The following is a 24,882-nucleotide window of genomic DNA, read 5'->3' as shown; positions in this document are numbered from 1 at the left end:
AACATGCCACAAAGGCCAAAATTTGTGCAGGGCAGGTTTATTATTTAGTCAATTCATGACGTGAACATTTCATGCGGATGGGAAATTGTGTGTTGCGCTGCAGCATTTTTTTGATATCGTGCCATAAACCATCCGTTCAACGTATGGAGCTTTTGCATGAGGGACGTCGCCAAGCCGGCCAATGCGGGTTTTTCGCAGGCCGGCATTGATTTTCCACCCCCCATCGGCGGTCTGCTCAAACGCAGTTTCGATATCGTCGGTTCGCTCGCCGGTCTGATTCTGCTCAGCCCGCTCTTCCTGATGGTCGCCCTGCTGGTCAAGCTTTCCGACCGCGGGCCGATCTTCTATGGCCACAAGCGGATCGGCCGCGGCGGAAGGATTTTCGCCTGCCTCAAATTCCGCACCATGGTCCAGGATGGCGAGAAGGTACTCGCGGCGCATCTGGCCGCCAATCCGGACGCCAATGCCGAGTGGCTGGCGACGCGCAAGCTGAAGAACGATCCGCGCGTGACGCGTGTCGGCCAGGTGCTGCGCAAGCTCAGCCTCGACGAGCTGCCGCAGATCATCAACATCCTGCAAGGCGACATGAGCCTTGTCGGGCCGCGCCCGGTCGTGCGCGACGAGCTCGAGATCTACGGCAGCGCCGCCGTCTACTATCTGAAGTCGCGCCCCGGTCTCACCGGGCTGTGGCAGGTGAGCGGACGCAACGACGTGTCCTACGACACGCGCGTCGCCTTCGATCGCCACTATGTCGAGAACTGGTCGATGGTCGAGGACATTCGCATCATCGTCAAGACCGTGCCAGCCGTGTGGATGTCGCGCGGCAGCTATTGACCGACGGGCCTCCCCGCCGAACTCGGGGCAGGTATCCGGCAGTGATCTCATCGGGCGGATGGGGCCAAAGCGGATCGGAAACGTTCATTTGAAAAAACACCCCTTCGGACTGTCTTTCGCCTGCAGTCTTCTTTCCAGGGCGCCCGGCCGATTCGCGGCCGCGGCGCTTGCGATGTCTCTGCTTACGCCGCAGATGGCGGCGGCCGAGGATTACCGGCTCGGCCCGCAGGACAAGCTCAACATCCGCGTCGCCGAATGGCAGACGGTCGACGGCACGTTCCGCGACTGGTCGGCGATCAACGGCGACTACTCGGTCGGCCCCGCCGGGACGCTCTCGGTGCCTTTCGTGGGCGAGATGCAGGCGGCCGGGAAGACGACGTCGGAGGTCGCAAATGCGATCGGGCTTACGCTGCAGCGCAAGCTGGCCCTGCCCGACAAGCCTGAAGCCTCGGTCGAAATGGCCCAGTTCCGGCCGTTCTACATTTCGGGCGAAGTGCAGAACCCCGGCCAGTTTCCCTATGTGCCCGACCTGACGGTGCTGAAGGCGCTGAGTATAGCCGGCGGCATCCGGCGCAGCGCCGATTACGGCCCTCAGCTCGGCAAGGACCTGGTCACCGCCAAGGGCAGTTTCGATATTTATGACGACCAGCGGCTGCGGCTGATCATCAAGCGCGCCCGCATCGATGCGGACCTCGCCGGCAAAGCGAGCTTCGACGTGCCGAAGGAGGTCGAGGGCGATCCGAGAGTGCAGGCGATCGTCGCCGACGAAATGCAGATTCTGACGGCCGACCAGAAGGCGCTGAAGCTGAAGCTCGACGCGCTCGACGACCTGAAAGGGGTTCTGCAGGGCGAAATCGAATCGCTGGAGAAGAAGATCGCCAACCAGCAGCAGCAGGTGGATCTGGCGCAGCAGCAGCTCACCAGCATCGGTCCGCTGGCGCAGAAGGGCCTGGTCGCCAATGCGCGGCTGCTCGATTCGAAACAGTCGGTGGCCGACCTGCAGGGCAAGATCCTGGACTATGAAACGGCGATCCTCACCGCCAAGCAGTCGATCAGCAAGGCCGAGCAGGACGCCATCGATGCCCGCAACACGCTCAATTCCAACCTGGCCGCCAGCCGGCAGCAGGCCGAGGCGGACCTCAACGAGGCGACGCTGAGGACAGCCATGCAGAAGGGCCTGATCGCACAGGCGTCGGATCCGGCGACGATGGCCACCATGACCGGCAGCGAGGAACCCACTCTGCTTTATTCGCTGGTGCGCGTTGCCGACGGCAAGACCAGCGAGGTCGACGCCAAGGAAGACACGCCGGTGCTGCCGGGCGACGTGATCAAGGTCAAGCTGGCGCCGACGGCCAGCCAATAGCGCAACGAGCTCGGGCCTCGCTTCAGCGGCCCGGCACGGAGGCGGGAGGAACAAGTCAGGCTCGTTCGCGCCAAGGCGCGGGCGAGCGATCTGTTTGCACCGCTTGAAGGCACAGAATGCAGCCCGCCGCTCCGCGTCACGTCTACCTCAACCTCGACGCCATTCGCGGCGTGGCCGCGATCAGCGTGATGCTCTACCACTTCTCGCCGTTCCTGGCCGACGGCAAGGTGCTGCCATCGAGCTATCTCGCGGTCGACCTGTTCTTCCTGCTCAGCGGCTTCGTCATCGCCCATGCCTACGACCGCAAGATCGAGAACGGCATGGGCTTCGGCACGTTCCTGGCCATCCGCCTGATACGCCTCTATCCGCTCTATCTCGCCGGCACGCTGCTCGGTTTCTTCTACCTGCTGGTCAAGAACGGGCTGATCCCGGCCGAATATATGCCTCTATCCGAGATCGGCATGCAGCTCACCACTGGCATGCTCTTCATTCCGCTGGTCGGCGAGGCCTACCATACGATCTTTCCGCTCAATCCCGCCTCGTGGTCGCTGTTCTTCGAGCTGATCGTCAACATCGCCTATGTCGCCATCTTCTTCCTGCTGTCGAGACGATTGCTGACGGGACTGATCGCCGTCAGCCTCGTGCTGCTGATCGTCGCCTCGGTATTCGCCGGCACGCTCGATTTCGGCATGACCGGCAAGACCATCATCAGCGGGCTGCCGCGCGTGTCGTTCTCCTTCTTCCTGGGGGTGCTCTTGTGCCGGTCGATGGCGCGCTACCAGGACAGCCTCGGCTTCCTGCGGCGCGGCTGGTGGGTCGAGGCCGCGATCCTGCTCACGCTCGCCGTCTTCGCCATCGCGCCTGTGGGCGCAGCCGGGCGCGTCGCCTATGATCTCGCTTCTGTCGCCATCGTCTTCCCGGTCATGGTGGTGACCGGCGCCGTGGCGCCGACCGCTCCGCGGCTGGCGGGCTTCTATGGTTGGCTGGGGCGTATCTCCTACCCGATCTACATAATCCACACGCCGATGCTGATGATCATCGCCGGAGCCGGCAAGGCGGTATCGGTCGACCCGTTCGCGCACCATCCCTGGTTCGGCCTCTTGATGGCCGCGGCGGTCATCGCCATCGCCGACATCGCCACCCGCATCTATGACGAGCCGCTGCGCCGCTTCCTGCAGCGGCAAATGCAGCGCGCGCGGGCGGTGGCCTAAGGTCTGTCGATATTCAGGTGATGCCGGCCTGCGAACGGCTACTTCCTCCGCTTCCGGTGCTCACGTACTTCAAGTACGCTCCGCTCCGGCCTTCGCCGGCCGAAGCCCTCATAAATGTCTCCGCCCTATGAAGGCTACGGCCGGCGTAGGCCGGTTCTCGGAAGCCACCTTTCTCGGCTCGGCCTGACCTGAATCTCAACAGACCTTACAGCGGTTCAGTTTTTCCGAACGGAAGACTGCCCCACACTTTTCCTTGGAATTTGTTGCAGCCGGTCAGACCGGGGCCGGCATGTGGCCGGCGGCCGGCTTTTCATCCTGGACCGGGATGACGACCCGCCGTCGCCGGGCAACCGGCATCGGGCTCAGCTTGAACAGGCCGAAATAGACGATGAAGGAGGCCATGAAGTAAGGGCCGAGGATCTCGACCTCGAAGAAGGAGCGGATCAGCATCAGCCCGACAACGCCGGCGAGCACCACCGAATCGGCGTTCCAGGCGCCGAACACCACCTTCGATACATGACCGTAGAAGGCGCGCAGGATGATCAGCGCCAGCATGGTGACGCCGACGAAGCCGATCTCGACCAGGGTCTCGATATAGGTGTTGTGGAAGTGGAAGCCGGTGCGGGTCGTGATGTAGAATTCCGCCCACAACCGTTCCGGATCGGCGAAGCCTTGCACCCAATAGGCCGCATAGCCGTAGCCGAGCAGCGGATGCAGTTGCGCCGCCTCCCAACCCTGCTGCCAGAGATAGGTGCGGCCGGTCAGCGTCGAATCCTTGCCGAAGATGCCGAGCACGACGTCCAGCAGGCCGAGGTTCAGCGCGGCCACCACGCCGGCCACCAGCGCGCCGCCGCCGACCACGAACAGCACGCGGCGGTAGCGCCGCGACAGGACCCTGCTCATGGTCAGCAGGATGACGATACCGAGCACTGCCGGCAGCGAGGCGACGGATGTCGCCGAGTGGGCGATCGCCAGCATGTAGGCCGACATCAGGATGATCGGCGCGGTCCAGAAGAAGCTCAGCCAGTTGCGCCGGTAGAACATCAGGAAGACGAGGGACAAAAAGATGCCGAGCGACGAGAAGAAACCGACCAGGTTCTTGGAGGTGAAAGCGCCGACGAAATTGAAGGTGCCGTCGATCGTGTCGAGTGCGTAAGCGTTGACTTTCAGCGAATAGAGCAGGACGAAGAAGATGCCGATCAACGAGCCCAGCACAAGCGTGCGGACACTGATGGTGCGGGCCGCGATATAGGCACAGACGATGTGCGAGGAATACTGCACCGCCGCACGCGCGCTGATGCCGGCAGCCTGCGACCAGAAGACCGACAGGCAGACATAGGCTGCGAAGAGTATCGGCAACCAGGCGTTCGAGAGCTTCCAGGTGAAGCGCCTGTAGTCGACGAAGAGCAGCGGCAGCCAGACCGCGTAATAGGCAAGGATCAGGATCTGGCCGAAATTGCTGGAATAGGCAAAGGCAAAGACGGAGATCACTACGGCAAAGGCGCCATAGGCCTTGTTTGCCTCCGGGTCGAGCAGAATGGATTTTGGAATCTTCATGCCGGATTTTCGTCCGTTGAGCCTTGGATGCCGCCGCAATTCATTGTGCACTGCAGCATAACCTATCGCCCTCTGGCCGGTGGCTCAACCGGAAATCTTGTCACGGGCAAAAGGGGCGGCCATCGGAGGCTTGTTGCATAGCGAAAAGGCCGGAATGGGGCGGGAGCAGGGCTCGGGCCCTGGTTAAGATTCGTTTCCTGCATTGACGCCGGCGCCGGCTTCGGCCAGCGCCGGCGCCCCTGATTTGTTTTTTGGCTTGAGACGGGCGCGCCCTTGCTCAACGAAAGCCACGGCGGGCCACCCGGGCCAGTTATTTCAGCTTGCCCTCGACCTCCTTGATCGCCGCCAGCGCGCATGCCTCGTCCAAATTGCCGCCGGGAGCGCCGCCGACGCCGATCGCGGGCATGCGCATGGGCAACATCTGGGCGCCGCTGGCCAAGGCGATCGCCTCCACCGGCACCGACAGGCATGTCGACTGCCTGATCGACCTGATCGGCGCCGACATCGCGCATGACCTAGTGACGGTGACACGCTATTCGGCGACCAAGACGCCGGAATTCGTCAAGCATCGGCATTTCTCGGACGAGATGGTGCGGCGCTATCTCGACAACTACTACGTCTTCGATCCCTTCTATGCCTCGTGGCGGCGCGAGCGGCGGCTCGGCATCATGCCGCTCAAGGGACTGGCCGACGAGGAGGCCAAGCGCGGCCAGTACATAGCCGGCTTCCTGGCGCAGTCGGAGATCTGCGACGAGGTCGGCATCCTGCTTGCCGATGGCGGCGACTGGTGCCTCGGCATCTTCCTCGACCGCTCGACCATATCGTTCAGGGACAGCGAGATCGCGCAGCTCACCGAACGGCTGCCGGTGTTCGAGGCCCTGCATGCGCTCGACATCAAGGCGCGCGGCAGCGACTTTTCCCGCACCTCGGCGCCGACCGGTCCCGGCGCCTCGCCACAGCAGAAGCCCAGAATACCGGAAAGCCTCTGGCCCGAGCTTTCGCTGCGCGAGCGAGAGCTGGTGCAGCTGATTCTCGCCGGACACCCGACCGCCAACATCGCCGAGCGGCTCGGCATCACCGTCGGCACGGTCAAGAACCACCGCCGCCGCATCTATGAGAAGCTCGACATCACCACCGAGCGCGAATTGTTCCTGCAGTTCTTCCAGCATCGCATGGACGTCTAAATTACGCTCGGCGCCATCCATGAAACCGCGGCATGTAGGTGTCCAACCCGTGCGATGGCGGCCAGCTGGTAACCAGCAGCGAGCCTGGCATGACGGCTTGACGGCCTGGCCAGAGGAGATCACAGGGGGAATGCGGGGTCTCAATAGCGCCGGTTCCTACGATCCGCCGGGCTATGGAGTGGGGGTGGACGGGTTTGCGACGAACACTGATTGTCTGCCACGACCCGCCTTTTCCGCCGACGTCCGGCGGCGATCTCAGGAATTTCGGCAATGCCATGGCTGCCGCCGCGTTCGGCCCGGTCTGCCTGGCCTCGCTTGCGCCGCGCATCGGCGAAGCCCATCCAGCCGGCGTGGACATCCGCGTGGCTCAGCTAACCAATCTGTCCGAGCGGCGGGCGCCTTCGCTTGGCTGGCGCAGGATGAAGGGCGAGAGCCGGATAGCGCTTCCAGCCCTGGCGCGCCTCAAGGCGCTGGTTCAGGACTTCCAACCGGACACGATCATCGTCGAAGGCATTGCGCTGTTCAAACTTCTCGCGCCCTTGCGGCCGATGGCCCGGCAACTCATTCTCGACATGCACAATGTCGAATCCGACCTCGCCGATCAGTTGCCGCGCAAGAAGAAGTGGCGGCCGTTTTCGTCCGGCGTCAGGCCACTTGAAAGAAGGGCGGCTGCCATCGTCGACCGGATCTGGATCTGCTCGCAGCTGGACCGCGAGCGGCTGGAGGCATTTGTCCGGCCCGCAATACCCGTCGACCTTGTGCCAAACGGTATCCCGCGCGCCGATCTGATGCCACGGACGCTGCCGCCACAGCCGGCCATCTCCGATAGCTTTCCAGTCATCCTCTATGTTGGCCATCTGGGCTATGCGCCGAACATCGACGCCGCCGAGCGGTTGGCCCTCGCCGTCCTGCCGCGCGTCCGGCAGGCGTTGCCGACCGCGAAGCTCGTCCTCGCCGGCCGTTCGCCACGGGCGCCCGTTCGTGCCCTGGCACGGCTGGACGGGGTCAGCCTGGTCGAGGACCCGGACGACACCAGGCCGTTGTTGTCCGCCGCCCATCTGACCATCGTGCCGCTCGCCATGGGCGGCGGCACGCGCATCAAGATACTCGAAGCGATGGCCTGGGGCGTTCCGGTCATCGCAACGCCATTGGCGGTGGAAGGCCTCGGCCTGATCGACAGCGAAGAGGTGTTGTTGTCCGAGAGTAACGACGATCTTGCCCGCCTGGCGGTCGAGCTGTGCCTGGATCGTGCCCGCATGGCCAGCCTGCGGGCCCGAGCCTATGATGGCGCGTGGTCCCGGTTCGGGCCGGAGGCGATCCGCGATGCGGTGCGCCACGGGCTGGGACTGGACGGCACCGGCCGATGACGCCAACCTTGGCGGGCTCCACGAACCACCGAGCCGCCCTCATGCAATTCCGGCCCAAAACCGTTACAGATTTTCCTGGAATTGGTTTTGCGCAATCAGCCGTGCAAGTCCCTGGAAATCGGCGGAGCGACCACAAAGTCGGAGAAGGTGACCTCGAAGCCTTCGCGCTGCGGCGAGCAGCACATCATGCCGACATCGACGCTCTTGGAGGTGGGGAAGTAGGCCAGCCGCACCGGCTTCCAGTGGCTGTCCGACGCATCGAGATATTGCACCCGGATCGCCTCGGCGTGGCGGGTCAGACGGATCCGGACGCCGTTCGGGTCCGGGGGAATAGCGACCAGCGACCAGTCGGACCTGTCGTTGGTGACGACGACGGAGAAATAGGCGAGGCCGTCGGTGTATTCGATGCCGGCCTTGATCCAGTGCGTTTCGCTCAGGCGCAGCATCATCCCGGCCTGATCGTAGAGCGCCTCGTATTCGCCCTTGATCGTGACCTCGGCGCTGAAGTCGCCCGCGACCGGCCTATAGAGAAAGTGGCCGTTGTCGCGCCGGAAGCCGTAGAAGGTCTCACGCCAGAAATCGGTCTCCTTGCCGGTGCGGACATGGAGCGTCCCGTCGCCGAACACATGGTGCGGCGGCGGGTTGCGCCAGGTCATTCCGGCAAGGTCCGACATCATTGAGCCGCCCGTTAGCCGGCGAGCGTATAGGCCGTCTTCACGGTGGTGTAGAACTCCATGGCGTAACGGCCCTGCTCGCGCGGGCCATAGCTCGAGCCCCTGCGGCCGCCGAACGGCACATGGAAATCGACGCCCGCCGTCGGCAGGTTGACCATCACCATGCCGGCTTCGGAATTGCGCTTGAAATGCGTCGCGTGCTTCAGGCTCGTCGTGCAGATGCCGGAGGTCAGGCCGAACGGCGTGTCGTTGGCCACAGCCAGCGCCTCGTCATAATCCTTGACGCGGATGACGTTGGCGACCGGGCCGAAAATCTCCTCACGCGAGATGCGCATGGCGTTGGTGGAGCCGAGGAACAGCGCCGGCCGCAGATAGAAGCCGGGCGTTTCCCGCTCCAGCCGCTCGCCGCCGAAGGCGAGCTCGGCGCCTTCCTGGCGGCCGATCGCGATATAGTCCTCGTCCTGCTTCAGCTGGGTCTGGTCGACGACCGGACCGATCTGCGTCTTGGCGTCCAGCGCATCGCCGATGACGAGCTTGTCCAGGCGCTCCTTCACGGCGTCGACGAAGCGGTCGTGGATGCCTTCGGTGACGATGAGGCGCGAGGACGCCGTGCAGCGCTGGCCGGTCGAGAAATAGGCGCCGTTGATCGCGCAGTCGACAGCAACCGCCAGGTCTGCGTCATCGAGCACGACGAGCGGGTTCTTGCCGCCCATCTCGAGCTGGAACTTGCGCATATGCTCCACACTCGCCGCGGCGACGCGTTTTCCCGTGCCGACCGAGCCGGTGAAGGAAATGGCGTTGACGTCGGGGCTGTCGAGCATGGCCTGGCCGACCACCGAGCCCTTGCCCATGACCAGATTGAGCACGCCCTTGGGCAGACCGGCGCGATGCAGGATGTCGACGATGGTCCAGGCGCTTTCGGGAACCAGCTCCGCCGGCTTGAAGACGATCGTGTTGCCGTAGGCGAGCGCCGGCGCGATCTTCCAGGCGGGAATGGCGATCGGGAAATTCCACGGCGTGATGATGCCGACGACGCCGACGCCCTCGCGCGTCATCTCGACGCCGACGCCGGGCCGCACGCTCGGCACCATCTCGCCCGACAGGCGCAGCGTCTCGCCGGCGAAGAAATCGAAGATCTGGGCCGCCCGGATGGTCTCGCCGACGCCTTCGGCCAGCGTCTTGCCTTCCTCGCGCGCCAGCGAACGGCCGATCTCGTCCTTGCGCGCCATGATCTCGTCGGAGGCCTTCTTCAGCACGGCATGGCGGGCCAGCGGCCCGGAGCGCGACCAGGAGGGGAAGGCTGCCTTGGCGGCCGCGATGGCTTGCCTCGCCTCCTCCGGCCCGGCCGAAGCATATTCGCCGACGACATCATTGGTGTTCGACGGGTTGATGTTGTGCGAGCCGGCCTCGCCCAGCCACTCGCCGTCGATCAGGTTCTTGCGGAGCACGGTCATCTTTTTTCCTTCGAGATTGGCTTATTTCTTCGAGATTGGCGGGGCGGCAAGCGCCGCCCATTTGTCAGACAAATGATATACGCATTGCCCGCCGAAAGGTCTACCCGAGAGCTTTCGATAAAGGTAGGCGCGCGGCAGCGGAAGTCCATCGGCTTCGACCGCGACGACCTGTCACGATGTAGAGGCAGCGCCTTAGACGGAGAACGACCAGAACAGGCAGGCGAGCGTGGCCGCGGCGAAGATGACGAAGAACAGGCTTCTGAGCAGGATATTGCGGCGAAGCTCGTTCATGGTGAGATGCGCTACCACGATGGCCGCGACGAAGAGAAAGCGCCAGTTGAGAAGCGCCCAGAGCGCACTTCCCTGGCCGAAAGCAAATCGGGCGAGAAGCGAACCGACGATGGTGGCGAACAGCACGATCGTGGCGCAGAAGATCGCGTCGGCGGCATGGGTGAGCACGATGCCGGCGGCGCGGATGGGCAGGATCATCATCAGCAGCGCGCTGAAGAAATAGATGGCGGCAATGGCGAGGAAGGAACCCGCATCCGCAATGCCGTCGAGACGCTTCATGCCGAAAACGCCGTAAGGGTAACCGTGCCTGGCGACCGCCAGCGACAGCGCCATCAGCAGGGCGCTCAACACCGTGACCAATGCGAATGTGCCGAGGGCCTTGCTCATGCCGTTTCCCGTCGAAGCGAATCAACGGGAGTTTAGCAGAGCGCAGCTGCCGAAAACCGCAATTCACCTCTCGGCATTCTCGAAGGCGCCCATGCCCTGGGCGATCAGGTTGGTTGCCATCACCAGCGAGACGATCGCCGCCGAATTGAACACCACCACCCACCATTTGCCGCCGGTGAGGAAGCCGTAGCCTTCGGCGACCGCCAGGCCCCAATCGGCCGAGGGCGGCTGGATGCCAAGGCCGAGAAAGCTCAGCGTCGCGATCGAGAAGAAGGCATAGCCCAGCCGCGTGACGAGCTCGATCAGGATCGTCTCCCTGATGTTGGGCAGGATTTCCAAGACCATTATGGCGAAAGCGCTCTCGCCCCCGAGGCGCGCGGCACTGACATAGTCGCGCTCGCGCTGCTCGCGCACGGCGGCGCGCACGGTTCTTGCCACCAGCGGCGCATAGGCGATGGCGATCACCAGGATGACCGTGGGGTTCGAGGGCCCGAGCGCCACCAGGGTCATGGTCACGAGCACAATGAAAGGGAAGGCCATCAGCGTGTCGAGCAGTCTCGCGCCTATCGCGTCGACCAGGCCATCGAAATAGCCGAGCGCCAGGCCGATGACCGTGCCGACGGCGACGCCACCAAGTGTCGCGAGCGGCGCCACCAGCAGGATATCGCGCGATCCGACGATGATCCGGGACAGCACATCGCGGCCGAGATGATCGGTGCCGAACCAGTGCGCGGCGTCCGGCGGCGCCAGCGTGGCGAGAAAATCCTCGGCATAGGGATCATACGGAACCAGCCGGTCGCCGAACAGGGCGCAGCAGATCCAGAAGATCAGGATGAGCGATCCGATGATAACGGACGCAGGAAGACCGCGAACGGCGCGGCCCAGCCTGCCAGCGACCCGCAAGACACCGGGCGCGTGCGAAGGTGCCGGGAATTCCAAAAGGTCCATCATGGCGACGCCCGCCGCCGCTGCCGCGGGTCGAGCAGCGCCTGAACGAGATCGCCCATCGCAGCGGACAAGACGAAGATCGTCGCCATGACGAGGACACCCGCTTCGAGCATCGGGAAGTCGCGCGACTTGGCCGCATTGAGCACCAGGTTGCCCAGGCCCTGGATGCCGAACAGCGCTTCGATCACCACCAGTCCGCCGAGCATGTAGCCGCTCTGGGTCGCAAGCACCGCGATCGTCGGCGTCAGCGCGTTGGGAAGCACATGCCGGAAAATGACCTGCCAGCGATCGAGCCCTTTCAGGGTCGCGGTGCGCGTGTAGTCGGCGGCCAGCGCCTCGATCACCCCTGCCCGCGTCATGCGCGCCAGATAGCCGGCGAGGTTGAGCACCAGCGGCAGCGCCGGCAGAATGAGATAGTAAGCGCTTGTCCAGAAGCCCGCGCCATCAGGAGCCGCGCCGGTGATCGGCACCCAGTTCAGCCACAGGCCGAGAACCAGGAGCAGAAGCAGTCCGGACACGAAATCCGGGACGATACCAAACGAGACGCCGGCAAGAACGATCAGCCGATCGACAAGCCGACCCTGGTTGAGGCCGGCGACGATGCCCGCGGCGACACCCAGCGGGACGAGAAACAGCAATATGATGCCGGCAAGCGCGGCCGAGCGACCGAGGCTTGCCAGCACGAAGGGGCCGACCGGCGCGCGCATCGACAGCGAGGTGCCGAAGTCGCCGGTGAGCGCCGCGCTGAACCAATGCCAGTATTGGACGAGCATGGGCTGGTCGGCGCCGAGCTGTTTGTTCAGCGCCGCGACGGCTTCAGCATCGGCGAAGGGACCAAGCATGACGCGTGCGACATCGCCGGGCAGGACCTGCCCGGCGAGGAAGACCAGCGCGCTGACCAGCCACAGGGTGAGCAGCAGCGAAGCTGCGCGCGTCGACAGGGTGCGGCCCGTCAGCATCCGGCGTCCCGCCCGGCTTGGCGTTTCCGCGTCATGCCTGGACGAAGGAAACGCGGTCGAGCAGCAGATGCGAGATCGCCGTGAAACGCACGCCCTCGACCTTGGTGCTGGCGATCCGGCTGTACTGCGAGAAGTAGCTGATGATCTCCGGCGCCTCGTCGAGCAGCAGGTTCTGAATCTTGCCGGCGGCGATGCGCTGCGCCTGAAGGTCGCGGGCCTTGCCGTAGTCGACCAGCAATGCGTCATAGTCCGCATTCTTGAAGTGCGCGGCGTTCCACGCTCCGGTGCTCTTCAGCGTCGCGTTGAGGAAGATGTCCGGCGTGCCGCGATGGCCGAAATCGGTGATGCCGAGATTGGAATCGAGCCATGGCGAGCTGCCGAACGTCGCCGATCCGTAATAGGCATCCTGCGGCAACACGTTGAGCTTGATATCGATGCCGGCCTTTTTGGCGAAGTTCTGGATGATCACGGCGTAGTCGGGAATGTCATAGGCGCGCTCGGTGGTCAGCGTCACCTCGAAGCCGTTGGGCACGCCGGCCTCGGCGAGCAGCCGCTTGGCCTCGGCGATGTCCTGCTTGCGCTGCGGCACCGACGGATCGGCCGAGGGGAAGATCGGCGCGAACGGGGTGTCGTTGCCGGCGATTGCGCGACCCTTGAGCAGACCCTTCACGATGGCCTCGCGGTCGAGGGTGAGCGCCAGCGCGCGGCGAATGCGCTTGTCGGTGAACGGCGCCTGGTCGGTTCTGAGATGCACGGCGTCATGCGAGCTTGCCTGCATGCTGAGCAGCTTGAAGTTGGGATTGCCCTCGATCGCGAGTTCCAGGCGCGTGGTGCTCGGGATGACGTCGAGCTGGCCGGCCTGCAGCGCCACGACCTGCGCCTGCTCGTCGTCGAAGAACTTGATCTCGACCCGGTCGGGCAGAGCCTTCTCGCCCCAGTAGTCGGAGTTGCGCACGAAGGTCGCGCCCTGTTTGGGGCGGAAGGATTCGAGCTTGAATGGGCCGGTGCCGTTGAAATTCTTCTCGAAGTCACCGGCATAGTCGGCCGGCAGGATCACGGCGTTGTAGACGTCGGAGGACACGTAGAAGGGGAAATTCGAGTTCGACTGGTCGAGATCGAAGGCGACCGTCTCGTCGTCGATAATCTTGGCGCCGCCCTTGGACAGGATGCCCTTGTAGGCCGACAGCGCCGACGAGCCGCTGTTCGGATCGACGAGGCGCTCGAAGCTCGCCACGACGTCCTTGGCTGTGACGGTGCGGCCATCGTGGAATTTCACGCCCGGCCGCAGCTTGAACGTCCAGCGTTTTGCCGTCTCATCCGCTTCCCAGGACAGAGCGAGCTTCGGCTGGAGCCCGTCCTTGGGATCGTCGAGGATCAGATATTCGCCGACCTGGCTGAGAACGCCGATGCTGGCCGGATCGGTGACCGTGATCGGATCGATCGCCTTGGTCGGCTGGCCGAGCCCGACGCGCACTGTGCCGCCGGCGGCAGCGGCGCGCGCCGTACCGGAAAAGCCCAAATCTTGCGAAGCGGCGAAGCCGGTCAGTCCGATCAGCGCGGCATATTTCAACAGGTCGCGGCGCTTGAGATAGCCCTTGGCGTATTCATCGACAGCGACATTCCAGATATCGCCGGACAGGTTGCGAAGGGAGTCGATTTCGTTGCGTTTGGTCATTTTTGCCTCTGTGAAAATTGTGGTTTTGAAATGAGGTGGAGACGACGGGGCCGGACTCAGACCGGCTGGCCGTCGAGATGGATGCGGTCGACTGCTTGCGGATAGAAGGCGATCAGCCCCTTGATCTTCGGCATCTCGGCGATCGGATCGCGGTAGCTCCAGGCGATGTCTTCGCTGAGCGAGCCGTCCTTGAGCACGCCGGACCAGTAGGAGGCGATGCCTTTGTAGGGACATCGGGTCCTCGTCAACGAGGCCCTCAGCCGGTCGAGCCGGACATCCTCCGGCGGAAGATAGAAACGTGTCGGCAGGTGCGTTTCGAACAGCAGCACCGGGCGGCGGCTGTCGGCGATGAGCTCGCCATCGAACCATATCGCGACATGGCTCGCGCTCTGCAGAACGTCGATGCGCGCATAGGGATCGCGGGCATGGACGAAGACTTCTTCCTCCTCCTCGAACCATTGGTCGACGAGATTCCAGGTGAAGGCGACGCGGCCGGCGAGCGGCGCGAGGTTCTCGTCGGGCGGCGCTGTGAACGACCAGGCGGCATCGGCGGCGCGCCGGTCACCGGCTTCGATATCCCAGTATTTCGTCTCGCCACCGACAGCATGCTGCTGGCCATGTTTCGATGGCTTCAGCACGGACTGGTCGACCGCCGAGAGCGGGAAGAAATAGATCGGCAAAAAGTGATTGGAGCGCAGCACCAGCACGTTGCGGCTGTCGGCGATGACGCGGCCGGCGAATTTGACGCGGACACGCTTGGGGCTGTGGAGGACATTGATCAGTTGCGGCGCAGTGGCTTCGCGCGGCTGCAGCCTCGGTGCGGCGGTCATGACGGCTCTCCTTCAGGATACGGCGCGCTGATTGGCGCGCTGCTCGGCAAAGCGGTTGGCGGGACGGGCGAGGCCGAAGCGGTCGCGCAGCGTGCCTGGCGCGTATTCGGTCGGGAAGACGCCGCGGCGCTGCAATTCCGGCACGACCTGTTCGGCGAAGTTCACCCAGTCCTCGGGCAGCAGCGGGAACATCAGGTTGAAGCCGTCGGCGGCGCCGGCCTCGAACCAGTCCTGCAGCTGGTCGGCGATCTGCTTCGGCGTGCCGGCGACGGTCGGCACCGAGCCGCTGTTGGCGAGCTTGCGCGCGATCTCGCGCAGGGTCAGATTCTGCTTGGCCCACTGCTTGACCCGGTTGAGCGAGGTGCGGCCGCCATTGAAGGTGCTTTCATCGGGGAGCGGCGGCAGCGGGCCATCCGGCGGATAGGCCGAGAGGTCGAGCCCGCTCCAGCTCGACAGGAGGTCGATGCCGACCCGGTCCGGAAGCAAGGTCTGGAGATAATCCTGCCTGTCGCGCGCCTCGGCTTCGGAAGCGGCGACGATCGGCAATATGCCCGGCAGGATCTTGAAGCTTTCCGGCCGCCTGCCGTGGCGGGCGAGACGGTCGTTGATGTCCTGGCGGTATCTGATGCCGTCTTCCCTGGTGCTGAAGATGGCGAAATGGGCGTCGGCGTGCGCGGTGGCGAAGTTCTTGCCGTCCTCGGATGAGCCGGCCTGCACGATCAGCGGATGGCCCTGCGGCGGCCGCGGGACGTTGAGCGGTCCGCGCACCTTGAAATGTGTGCCGCGGTGCTCGAGCACATGGACCTTGTCCGGGTCGGCGAAATAGCCGGTTTCCTTGTCGAATAGCAGCGCTTCGTCTTCCCAGCTGTCCCACAATCCCTTGACGATCTCGAGGAATTCCGCCGCGCGCTGGTAGCGGAAGGCATGCTCGATGTTGCCGTCGCGGCCGAAATTGCGCGCCTCTTCGTCCATGGCCGAGGTGACGACGTTCCACGACGCCCTGCCCCCGCTGATGTGGTCGAGCGAGGCGAACAGGCGCGCGACATTATAGGGTTCGCTGTAGGAGCTCGACGCGGTGGTGATGAGGCCGATGTGCTTGGTAACGCCGGCAAGCGCCGACAAAAGCGTCAACGGCTCGAGCCGGGCATTGGCGTAATGCGCGACACCGCTCTTCACCGAATCCCAGATCGACACGTGGTCGGCGACGAAAATGGTGTCGATCCTGGCGCGCTCGGCGGCCTGGACCAGCTCGCGATAGTAATCGAAGCCGAGCACTTCCCGGCCGGGCGCGCGCGGATGCCGCCACGACATGCGATGGTCGCCCTGCGGGTTGAAGAAGAATGCGCTGAGGATCAAGTGGTTTCGCGCCATGCCGGCCTCCTTGCAAATCCGCGCGAGGGACGCTGGCGCCACGTCGATCCGCGCGGTCAGCAATCCTCGATGTGCAAAAGGCTAGATTGCGCTCGCCATTAATTCGAGTAATTTTATAGAGATTATATACTCGACAAGCGGAAGCGATTGCCCCTGATGAGGGCGCCGGAAGAAAGTGGTTTCGAGGTCTTGATGTCCCCTTCTGTGCTCAACGTGGAAAAACTTTCCATCGCCTATGGCGGGAAAAGAGGATGGCAATCCGCCGTCGACGGCGTGTCGCTCTCGATAGGCCAAGGCGAAGCGCTGGGGCTGGTCGGCGAGTCGGGCTCGGGAAAGAGCTCGGTGGCGCTCGCCATACTGCGCTACCTGCCGGGAAATGCCCGGCTGGCCGCCTCGGCGCTGGAGTTCCAGGGCCGCGAAATCAGAAGCCTCTCCGGCGAGGAACTGCGCGGCCTGAGGGGCGACCGCATCGCCGCCGTCTACCAGCATCCGGGCGCCGCGCTCAATCCGGCAATGACGATCGGCCGGCAGATCGGCGCGACGATCATGCGCCATCGTCCGATCCGCCGCGATGAGGCGCGCTGGCGTTCGGCCGAGTTGCTCAAGCGCGTGCGGGTGAGCAATTCCGAGCGGGCGCTCGATCTCTATCCGCACGAGTTGTCAGGCGGCATGCAGCAGCGCGCCAACATCGCCATTGCCATCGCACTCGACCCGGCTCTTTTGGTGCTGGACGAGCCGACGACGGCGCTCGATGCCAGCGTGCAGTCGGAAGTCATCGCGATCCTCGACGAACTGCGCCGGGACCACAAAACCAGCATCCTGCTGATCAGCCACGACATCAACCTGATCCGCCGCTCCTGTGACCGGGTGGCGGTGATGCAGTCGGGCGCCGTGGTCGAGAGCGGCGATGCGCACGATGTCTTCGAAAACCCCACCCATGCCTATACCAAGACGCTGATCGCCTCGATTCCGGCGCTCAACTTCACCAAGCGGGACGGCCGGCTGGCCGAGGTCGACACGGCAGGTCGCATCCAGGCGGCCGCTCGCCAAACCGGTCCGGACGCGGAACGCCAGACCGCCATTGCCTGCAAGGGCATCAGCCATTCGTTCGGTTCGCAGGCCGTGCTGCACAATGTCGAGCTTCGCATCGGGCAAGGCGAAACCTTCGGCCTGATTGGCGAATCCGGCTCCGGCAAATCGACGCTGGCGCGGATCGTCACGGGCCTGCAGACGCCGAGCCAGGGATCGGTCGAGCTGTTCGGCAGGACGGTCGCGGCACGCGCCGAGAAACGCGCGCCTGGCGAGCGGCGTGACGTGCAGATGGTCTTCCAGTCGCCGGACCGCACACTCAATCCGCGCCACCGGATCGGGCGCATTATCAGCCGGCCGCTGCGGCGGCTTGCCGGGCTTGGCCGGAGCCGGGCGCGCGAACGCGTCGCCGACCTGCTGCGCTCGGTCCGGCTGGCGGACACGACCGCCGAACAGAAGCCACGCACGCTCTCCGGCGGCCAACGACAGAGGGCGGCGATTGCACGCGCCTTTGCCGGCGCACCGAAAGTGGTGGTGCTGGACGAGCCGACCTCGGCGCTCGACGTCTCGGTTCAGGCGACCGTCCTCAACCTGCTCAACGACCTGCAGCGCGAGAAGGACACGACATATCTGTTCATCAGCCACGACCTCAAGGTGGTGCGCTACATGGCCGACAGGATCGGCGTGCTTTATCGCGGCCGGCTGGTCGAGGCCGGCTTGTCCGAGCAGGTCTTCAAGGGTCCCAACCACCCCTATACGAAGCTGCTTCTGGCCGCGTCCGCCGACGCCGCGCAGGCCGTCTCAATCCAGGCCGGGATCCCAGGGGAGACCCAACCGGCCAAGGGATGCTGCTTTGCCGAGCGCTGCCCTCTTGCCTCGCCGCTATGCGGGGAGGCGGAGCCGGCCTCCACCGATACGGGCGACGGCCATCTCATCGCCTGCTGGCGGCGCGACGAGCTGTGATGAGCTATCAGGGTCTCTGCGAGGCCGAGACGAGCTCGGCCTTGCGCCGGGCCGTTTCCAGGCCGACGTCGATGAAGCGGCGCGCATGGCGGGCGAGCTCCATGTTGTCGATCCACAGATTGCGCCAGATCGCCGTCTTCCGCGACAGGTTCTCGTCGACGATCTCGGAGGAGAAGGATTCGAAGCTGAGGTCGTCGTCATAGCCGATCGCCGTCAGCGCATCGAAGATCGCGGCGAAATCGATGCTGCCGGTGCCGAGGAAGCCGCGATGGCTCTCGCCGATATGCACATAGCCGATCTTGTTCGCGGCATGGCGGATCGCGAGCCCGACATCAGCCTCCTCGATGTTCATGTGGAAGGTGTCGAGATGCAGGAAGATGTTGTCGGAGCCGGTGTCTTCGATGAAGGCAAGCCCCTGCGCGGCGGTGTTGAGCAGGTTGCTTTCGAAGCGGTTGACGATCTCGAGATTGAGCGTGACGCCGGCCGCCTTGGCGGTTTCCGCAACCCCGGCAAGCGTTCCGGCGCTGCGGTTCCACTGGTCGCGCGTCGGCGGCTCGGTCTGCAAGCCGTGGCTGGCCGAAAGGATGCCGCCGACCTTGCGGCCGCCGAGATCGCGGGTGAGCGCGATGGTGCGGTTCAGGATTTCGACGCCGCGCGCGGCGACCGCCTTGTCGGGGCTGGAGATGTCGCCGTCGGCCGGCAGGCCGATGCTGATCGCGACCCCCAGGCCGAGATCGGAGATGCTTTTGGCCAGCCTGGCGATATCGACGTCGGCCGGGTCGAGATAGGAGAACTCGATCAGATCGAAGCCGGCCTTCCTGGTGTCGACCAGTGTGCGTTCGAGGTCCGCCTGCGCTGAGCTCGCCGACCAGACGAAAGAATGGATTCCAATGCGCGACATGATCGTCTCCGTCCGATGGGATACGGCGCGGCCGGGTCGACCCGGCCGCGCCAGCCTTGGGGGGGCGGCGTTAGCGGGCCGCGGTCCAGCCCTTGTAGTCCTTGAGGTTCTCGGCGGTGATCAGCTTCGGATCGAGCAGGACGACCGGCTCGGCCGGCTTCTTGCCGGCAAGCACTTCGGCCGCCATCGTCAGCGACTGACCGGCCATGACATAAGGATCCTGCGACGCAGACGCCTTGATCATCGAGGTGCCGGAGGCGAACTCCTTTTCGATATCGGGCGCGCCGTCGACCGCGGTGAAGATGAATTCGGAGCGGTTGAGCTGCTTGGCCGCGAGCTGCGCGCCGATCGCCGTCGGGTCGTTGATGGCGAACACCGCGTCGATCTTGTCGAAGCGGGTGAGCAGCGACTGGAACACTTTCAGGCCGCCGTCGCGCGAGCCTTCGGCGTTCTGGTCGTCGGACAGGATCTTGATGTCCGAATGCTGCGAGAGCACGTTCTTGCAGCCCTTGACGCGCTCCAGGATCGAGGACGAGGCCGGGCCGTTGAGGATGACGTAGTTGCCTTTGCCGCCGGTTTGGTCGACCAGGTACTGGCAAGCCTCCTCGCCGGCCTTGACGTTGTTGGTCATCACGGTCACGTCCGCTCCTGGCGCCGAAACGTCGAAGGCCGCCACCACGATGCCGGCTGCCTGCGCCTTCTTGACGGCAGGCGCGATCGCCTTGGCATCGACGGCATTGAGCATGATCACGTCGACGCCGGCGGCGATGAAGGAGTCTACCTGCGAGACCTGCTTGTTGAGGTCGTAGTCCGCCGATACCGACGTCACCTCGACCTTGGGATTGATCTTCTTGGCCGCGTCCTCGATGCCCTTGATGGTGGCGACGAAGAAGGGGTTGCCGAGCAGGCCGACCGAGATGCCGACCTTGTTAAGGTCCTTGGCCGATGCCGGCGCGACGGCAAGGCCCGCGAGGGCAGCGCCGCAGAGCAGTTTGGCGATGGTCTTCATTTACTTGCTTCCTCCGATTGCCCCGCGCCTCTCACGGTGCGTTACACACAATCCGGCTCGTTTGGGCCGGCGACCGAGGTCAATCACGTTCTTGCTCCGGCCTGGAGCCGGTAACGGTCGAGGGCGACCGCCACGATGATGACCAATCCCTTGATGATGTACTGCCAAATGTCCGAGACACCGGCCAAAATGAGCCCGTTGGAGAGCACGGCGATGATCAGCCCCCCGATCAGCGTGCCCCAGATCGAGCCGACGCCGCCGACGAAGCTGGTGCCGCCGAGAATGACGGCGGCGATGGCATCGAGCTCGTAGGACTGGCCGAGCTGCAGGCCGTTGGCGGCGTAGAGCCTCGCCGCCGACATGACGCCGCCGAGGCCGGCGAGCAGACCGGAGACGCCATAGACGAAGAGCAGCACCAGCGGCACCTTGATGCCGGTCAGCCGCGCCGCCTCGGCATTGCCGCCCACCGCATAGATCCAGGTGCCGAGCACGGTGCGCTTGAGCACCAGCCAGGACAGCACAACCACCGTCAGCGCGATGATGACCAGCCACGGAACGCCGAACAGCGAGCCGTTGCCGATGAAGTCGAAGGGCAGGTCGGAATTGAATACCGTCGTGTCCTCGCCGAGCAGGCGGGCGACGCCGCGCACCGCGGTCAACGAGCCCAGCGTGACGATGAAGGGCGGCAGCCTGATATAGGCGACGAGCAGGCCGTTTACGACGCCGAAGCCGAGGCCGATCAGAATGGCGGCGGGAATGCCGAGCATGCCCCAGTCCGGCACCAGCGACACCAGCACGGCCACCATCGCCGAGGCGGCGAGAACCGAGCCCACGGAGAGGTCGATGCCGCCAGTGAGGATGACGAAGGTCATGCCGGCGGCGAGCACGATGTTGATCGACGATTGCTGCGTGACGATGAGCAGGTTGGTGCCGGTGAGGAAGCGCGGATTGATGAACTGGAAGGCGGCTGCAAGCAGCACCAGGACGGGCAGCATGCCGAGTGCGGCGAAGGCCGTGCGCAGCCGCCGGCTCCTGACCGCCGCCTGGTCCGCTGTCGTCGTCACGGTTGTCCTGTCGGTCATCGCTCAACCGCTCCCGTCGCAAGTTCCATGATCGCTTCCTGGTGAAGCGGCTCGCCTGCGGACGCCGTCACCTCGCCGGCGATGGCGCCGTCGCGCATCACCAGCACCCGGTCGGCGACTCCGATCACTTCCGGCAGTTCGCTGGAGATCATCAGGATGGCGATGCCCTTGTTGGCGAGACTGTCGATCAGCCGGTAGATTTCCGACTTGGCGCCGACGTCGACGCCGCGCGTCGGCTCGTCGAGCACGACGACCCTCGGCTCGGTTTCCAGCAGGCGGGCGAGCAGAACCTTCTGCTGGTTGCCGCCCGACAGCGACCCGGCATTGGCCCGCGCCGACCCGGTGCGGATCGAGAGGTCGGCGATTGCCTTGGCGGAACGCCGGTCGGCGGCGGCGAAATCGCGAAAACCGCCGGGGCGCGCATCCTTGGCAAGGACGCCCATATTGATGTTGTCGGAAATCGACATGTCGAGGAACAGGCCGAGCTCCTTGCGGTCCTCGGTGAGATAGGCGATGCCGGCATCGAGCGCCTCGCGCGGCGAGGCGATGGCGAGCGGCTTGCCGTCGAGCTCCAGCTCACCTGCGCTGCGCCGGTCGGCGCCGAAGATCAGCCTGGCGAGCTCGGTGCGGCCGGAGCCGACCAGCCCCGCCAACGCCAGCACCTCGCCGTGGTAAAGGTCGAAGGAACAATTCTTCAGCAGCCTGCCGTCCGACATGCCGCGCACCGACAGCGCCACTTTGCGCTTGCTGTCCGGCGGCCGGTGATCCTTCTTGTAGAAGGCCGAAAGGTCGCGGCCGACCATCATCGAGACGAGGCGCGAGGCGTTGAGATCGGAGCGCTCCAGCGTGCCGACATAGCCGCTGTCGCGCAGCACGCTGACGCGGTCGGCGAGCTGGTAGACCTCTTCCATGCGATGGCTGATGTAGATGATGGCGATGCCTTGCGCCTTCAGCGTCGCGATCACCTCGAACAGCCTGTCGGTCTCGCGCGAAGTCAGCGAGGTGGTCGGCTCGTCCATGACGATGATGCGGGCGCTGGTCGACAGCGCGCGGGCGATCTCGACCAGCTGGCGCTCGCCGAGCGACAGGCTGGAGACCAAGGCGCGTGCCGAGAAGGAGACGCCGAGCCGTTCGACGATTTCCTTGGCGCGCCGGTTGCATTGGTCGCGGTCGACGATGCCGAACCTGCGCGGCTCGTTGCCGAGGAAGATGTTCTGCGCCACCGTGAGGTTCGGCGCCAGCGACAGCTCCTGGTAGATGACGGCGATGCCATGGGCGCGGGCCTTGATCGGATCGCCGGTGGCGACGGGCGCGCCATCGATCAGGATCTCGCCGCCGGCATCAGGCCGATAGGCGCCCGACAGCACCTTCATCAGCGTCGACTTGCCGGCGCCGTTCTCGCCCATCAATGCGTGCAGCTCGCCGGCGCTGACGGTCAGCGACACATCCTGCAGGGCGCGGATGGGACCGAAGGTCTTGGAGATGTGACGCATCTCCAAGACCGGCCGCTGCGTTGCCTCGACGCGGGCGACGGCGGTCATGGCGCGCCTCCCGCCGGAGCGGCGATGCCGCGTTCGGCAATGAGACCGCGCCAGTCGTCGCGATAGCCGGCAAGGCCTTTGAAGCCTGCGACACGCACCGGCTCGGGCATGTCGGCGGCAAACTCGCGGCCGACGCTCTCGAAAGCGAGAGCGGCCGCGCCCGTGGCGCTGCCTTCCAGCGTGGCGCCCTGCAGGAAGGACTGGCCGGGACGCAGCGCGGCCAACAGCCCGGCGAGAAGGCCGCCCGCGTTCAGGCCGCCATCGACGATGACGGCGTCTCGCGAACGGATCAGGTCGAGCGACAGATCGATCATCAGCGCCACATAAAGCAGCGCCACGGCCGCGCGTTCCTCGGCATCGGAGACACGCCCAACAATTTCACCTGTCCGGCTGGGCATCGGCCCGCCAGGCGCAAAGCTCGGCAGCGCCATGACGCCGGCGTCGATCGCGCGCTGTATCGAGGCCGGCGCGATCGCGCCCTGCCAGTTGCCGCTGATCACGGCGAATTCGCGCCCGCCCATGAAACGGATGGTGGGAGCCGGACCGCCATCGACATCGACATTGACCAGCATGTCCCGGTCGCGGTCGAGCGCGTCGAGCGGGCAGTCCGGATTGAGCACGATTACCCAGGTGCCCGTCGACACCACGGTGAGCGGCCCGAGTTCCTGCCGCCGATACGCATGGAGCGCGGCGTTGCTGTCATGGACGCCGTTGTGAATGGCGACCGGTCTGCCGGCCTGGCCAAGCCGCCGCTCGCCGGTGACGGCGCCGGCCCGCGCGAAGGCGGGCATCTTGCCGCGCCAGCCTTCGGCATCGACCAGCGAGGAGAAGTCGCGCTTTCGCGGCGCCCACAGATGCGAATGGCAGCCGAGATAGGACACTTCCGAAACGGCGCGACCGCCGAAGCGCCAGCTCCAATATTGCGGGTAGCCGAGGATCGCCTTCGCCGCGGCGAAGGCGCCGGGTTCCACTTCCTGCAGCCACAGCATGTGGCGGCCGTAATTGAAGCCGAGTGGCAGGCGCGGCGAGAAGGTCTCGGCAAAATCGGGAATGCGGCGATCGATCCGCGCGGCGATTTCGGCGGGCGGCTCCTGCTCGTAGTCGAGGATCGGATGCGTCAGCGCCGTTTCGTCGACCAACGCAAAGGTGCAGCCATGGCCCGACACCATCAGGCCTTCGATGCCATGACCGTCGGCGGCCTGGTTGACGGCATCGAGCGCCCAGTCATGCAGCGCCGCCTCGTCGAGCACACTGAGGCCGCCCTTGCGTATCCAGTCGGGTTTGGTGCGCCGCTCATCGACGATGCGCCCGTCCTGGCCGAAGACGAACAGCTTCGAATTGGTCTTGCCGAAATCGAGCACCGCCATCTTCACTGTACGGCTCCCGCGGACGGGGCGATGCGCACGGTGACGCCGGCATCTTCCAGCATGCGCGCATCGGCATCGGAGAGGCCGTCATCGGTCACCAGCGTGCCGATGCGCGACAGCGGCAGCGCGACGTTGCGGGCGTGGATCGACAGCTTGCGGCTGTCGGCCAGCACCACGATCTGGTCGGCGCAAAGGCTGAGATCGACGATCGAACGTACCAGCAGCGGATGCGATTCCAGCACGCCTTCATGGCCGAGGCCCTGTGCGCCGAGAAAAAATTTCGATGCGTAGAAAGGCACGGCCTGGGTGAGCGAGTGGATGATGCCTGGCTCGCGGTGCAGATCGCCACCGGCGATGGTCAGGCTGCAATGGCCGTGGTCGCTGAGATAGGCAGCAAGCGGCATGGAATTGGTAAAGAGGCGGATGTTGCGGTCGGCAAGCTTGACGCCGAGATGGAAGCAGGTCGAGCCGCCATGGACGATGACGGCGTCGCCGTCGCGCACCATGGTGGCGGCGGCGGCGGCGATCTGCCGCTTGGCGTCCACCGCCAGATCGCGGTTCTCGTCATAGGGCCTGGCATAGGCGACCCCGGCATGGGCAGCGCCATCGAGAGCAGAGATACCGCCATAGACCTTCCGCGCCTCACCGGCCTCGTCGATCTTGTCGATGTCGCGCCTGACCGTCGCGGCCGAAACGCCAAGCCGCTCCTGCAGCTCGCGCACCGATGCAAAGGGGCGGTCCCGCAAGAGCTCGACGATCTGACGCTGGCGGCCGGGTTCGCTCAACCCTTTTCCTCCCGAAGTGCCATTTTCACGGCAATGGTGCAACTTACTCAACATTAGCCAGATTGCAAGTCAGTTTTGACGATACTAGATCACAGTTGAC

21 protein-coding genes are annotated in these 24,882 nt (G+C 64.9%); 6 read left to right on the top strand and 15 right to left on the bottom strand.

The genetic code is table 11. The annotated features are described in order from the left end of the window. The first annotated feature begins 156 nt into the window (after positions 1–156). From ABID26_RS18490 to ABID26_RS18480, 3 genes are all read left to right on the top strand, one after another. The gene (locus ABID26_RS18490; RefSeq protein WP_126096543.1) at positions 157–834 is read left to right on the top strand and encodes a sugar transferase; all 678 of its coding nucleotides are present in this window, start codon (positions 157–159) and stop codon (positions 832–834) included. 172 nt (positions 835–1,006) lie between these two features. Next, on the top strand, positions 1,007–2,197 hold the full coding sequence (locus tag ABID26_RS18485) for a polysaccharide biosynthesis/export family protein (RefSeq protein ID WP_245460152.1): 1,191 nt from the start codon (positions 1,007–1,009) through the stop codon (positions 2,195–2,197). A 116-nt stretch (positions 2,198–2,313) separates the two neighbouring features. Beyond that, the gene (locus ABID26_RS18480) at positions 2,314–3,408 is read left to right on the top strand and encodes an acyltransferase family protein (RefSeq protein WP_126096545.1); all 1,095 of its coding nucleotides are present in this window, start codon (positions 2,314–2,316) and stop codon (positions 3,406–3,408) included. A gap of 273 nt (positions 3,409–3,681) precedes the next feature. On the opposite strand, the gene ABID26_RS18475 is transcribed toward ABID26_RS18480, so the two are convergent. Further along, the gene (locus ABID26_RS18475; RefSeq protein ID WP_126096546.1) at positions 3,682–4,965 is read right to left on the bottom strand and encodes an O-antigen ligase family protein; all 1,284 of its coding nucleotides are present in this window, start codon (positions 4,963–4,965) and stop codon (positions 3,682–3,684) included. 404 nt (positions 4,966–5,369) lie between these two features. Between ABID26_RS18475 and ABID26_RS18470 the strand changes: the two genes are divergently transcribed. Continuing rightward, on the top strand, positions 5,370–6,149 hold the full coding sequence (locus ABID26_RS18470) for a helix-turn-helix domain-containing protein (RefSeq protein ID WP_126096547.1): 780 nt from the start codon (positions 5,370–5,372) through the stop codon (positions 6,147–6,149). 194 nt (positions 6,150–6,343) lie between these two features. Beyond that, the gene (locus ABID26_RS18465) at positions 6,344–7,516 is read left to right on the top strand and encodes a glycosyltransferase family 4 protein (RefSeq protein ID WP_245460153.1); all 1,173 of its coding nucleotides are present in this window, start codon (positions 6,344–6,346) and stop codon (positions 7,514–7,516) included. A gap of 95 nt (positions 7,517–7,611) precedes the next feature. Here the strand turns inward: ABID26_RS18465 and ABID26_RS18460 are convergent, their stop codons facing one another. The 8 genes from ABID26_RS18460 to ABID26_RS18425 form a co-directional block, all read right to left on the bottom strand. After that, the gene (locus ABID26_RS18460) at positions 7,612–8,193 is read right to left on the bottom strand and encodes a DUF1349 domain-containing protein (RefSeq protein ID WP_189521398.1); all 582 of its coding nucleotides are present in this window, start codon (positions 8,191–8,193) and stop codon (positions 7,612–7,614) included. 11 nt (positions 8,194–8,204) lie between these two features. Further along, on the bottom strand, positions 8,205–9,644 hold the full coding sequence (locus tag ABID26_RS18455) for an aldehyde dehydrogenase family protein (protein WP_126096549.1): 1,440 nt from the start codon (positions 9,642–9,644) through the stop codon (positions 8,205–8,207). Positions 9,645–9,836: 192 nt separating this feature from the next. Beyond that, positions 9,837–10,322, bottom strand: a complete 486-nt coding sequence (locus ABID26_RS18450) for a hypothetical protein (protein WP_126096550.1) — start codon at positions 10,320–10,322, stop codon at positions 9,837–9,839. Between the two features lie 63 nt (positions 10,323–10,385). Further along, complete coding sequence (locus ABID26_RS18445) at positions 10,386–11,273, bottom strand: ABC transporter permease (RefSeq protein ID WP_126096551.1); 888 nt, start codon at positions 11,271–11,273, stop codon at positions 10,386–10,388. Continuing rightward, positions 11,270–12,229, bottom strand: a complete 960-nt coding sequence (locus ABID26_RS18440; RefSeq protein WP_126096552.1) for an ABC transporter permease — start codon at positions 12,227–12,229, stop codon at positions 11,270–11,272. The genes ABID26_RS18445 and ABID26_RS18440 overlap by 4 nt, the downstream gene beginning before the upstream one ends. 31 nt (positions 12,230–12,260) lie before the next feature. Beyond that, positions 12,261–13,904 carry an ABC transporter substrate-binding protein gene (locus ABID26_RS18435; RefSeq protein WP_292298464.1) on the bottom strand — a complete coding sequence of 548 codons (1,644 nt, stop codon included), beginning with the start codon at positions 13,902–13,904 and terminating at the stop codon, positions 12,261–12,263. A 56-nt stretch (positions 13,905–13,960) separates the two neighbouring features. Further along, the gene (locus tag ABID26_RS18430; protein WP_126096554.1) at positions 13,961–14,734 is read right to left on the bottom strand and encodes a DUF427 domain-containing protein; all 774 of its coding nucleotides are present in this window, start codon (positions 14,732–14,734) and stop codon (positions 13,961–13,963) included. 12 nt (positions 14,735–14,746) lie between these two features. After that, positions 14,747–16,105, bottom strand: a complete 1,359-nt coding sequence (locus ABID26_RS18425; RefSeq protein ID WP_126096555.1) for an LLM class flavin-dependent oxidoreductase — start codon at positions 16,103–16,105, stop codon at positions 14,747–14,749. Between the two features lie 192 nt (positions 16,106–16,297). Between ABID26_RS18425 and ABID26_RS18420 the strand changes: the two genes are divergently transcribed. Continuing rightward, a complete protein-coding gene (locus ABID26_RS18420; protein WP_354416023.1) occupies positions 16,298–18,097 on the top strand; it encodes an ABC transporter ATP-binding protein in 1,800 nt (599 codons plus the stop codon). A gap of 7 nt (positions 18,098–18,104) precedes the next feature. On the opposite strand, the gene ABID26_RS18415 is transcribed toward ABID26_RS18420, so the two are convergent. From ABID26_RS18415 to ABID26_RS18390, 6 genes are all read right to left on the bottom strand, one after another. Continuing rightward, entirely contained in the window at positions 18,105–18,998 is an 894-nt protein-coding gene (locus tag ABID26_RS18415; protein WP_126096557.1) for a sugar phosphate isomerase/epimerase family protein, read from the bottom strand. A 70-nt stretch (positions 18,999–19,068) separates the two neighbouring features. Next, positions 19,069–20,007, bottom strand: coding sequence for an ABC transporter substrate-binding protein (locus tag ABID26_RS18410; RefSeq protein ID WP_126096558.1), 939 nt, complete (start codon positions 20,005–20,007; stop codon positions 19,069–19,071). 83 nt (positions 20,008–20,090) lie between these two features. Beyond that, a complete protein-coding gene (locus ABID26_RS18405) occupies positions 20,091–21,089 on the bottom strand; it encodes an ABC transporter permease subunit (RefSeq protein ID WP_126096559.1) in 999 nt (332 codons plus the stop codon). Beyond that, positions 21,086–22,630 (bottom strand): sugar ABC transporter ATP-binding protein, encoded by a 1,545-nt coding sequence (locus ABID26_RS18400; RefSeq protein WP_354416022.1) that lies wholly within the window; start codon positions 22,628–22,630, stop codon positions 21,086–21,088. Before ABID26_RS18400 ends, ABID26_RS18405 begins: the two co-directional genes overlap by 4 nt. Continuing rightward, entirely contained in the window at positions 22,627–24,003 is a 1,377-nt protein-coding gene (locus ABID26_RS18395) for an FGGY-family carbohydrate kinase (protein WP_126096561.1), read from the bottom strand. The genes ABID26_RS18400 and ABID26_RS18395 overlap by 4 nt, the downstream gene beginning before the upstream one ends. Further along, on the bottom strand, positions 24,000–24,782 hold the full coding sequence (locus ABID26_RS18390; RefSeq protein WP_126096562.1) for a DeoR/GlpR family DNA-binding transcription regulator: 783 nt from the start codon (positions 24,780–24,782) through the stop codon (positions 24,000–24,002). Before ABID26_RS18390 ends, ABID26_RS18395 begins: the two co-directional genes overlap by 4 nt. Between the last annotated feature and the right edge of the window lie 100 nt (positions 24,783–24,882).

This window comes from Mesorhizobium shonense, from assembly GCF_040545255.1.
Classification (GTDB): Bacteria; Pseudomonadota; Alphaproteobacteria; order Rhizobiales; family Rhizobiaceae; genus Mesorhizobium; species Mesorhizobium shonense.
The sequence above is the reverse complement of the archived record's forward strand: the minus strand, read 5'-3'. Positions and strand labels throughout refer to the sequence as shown.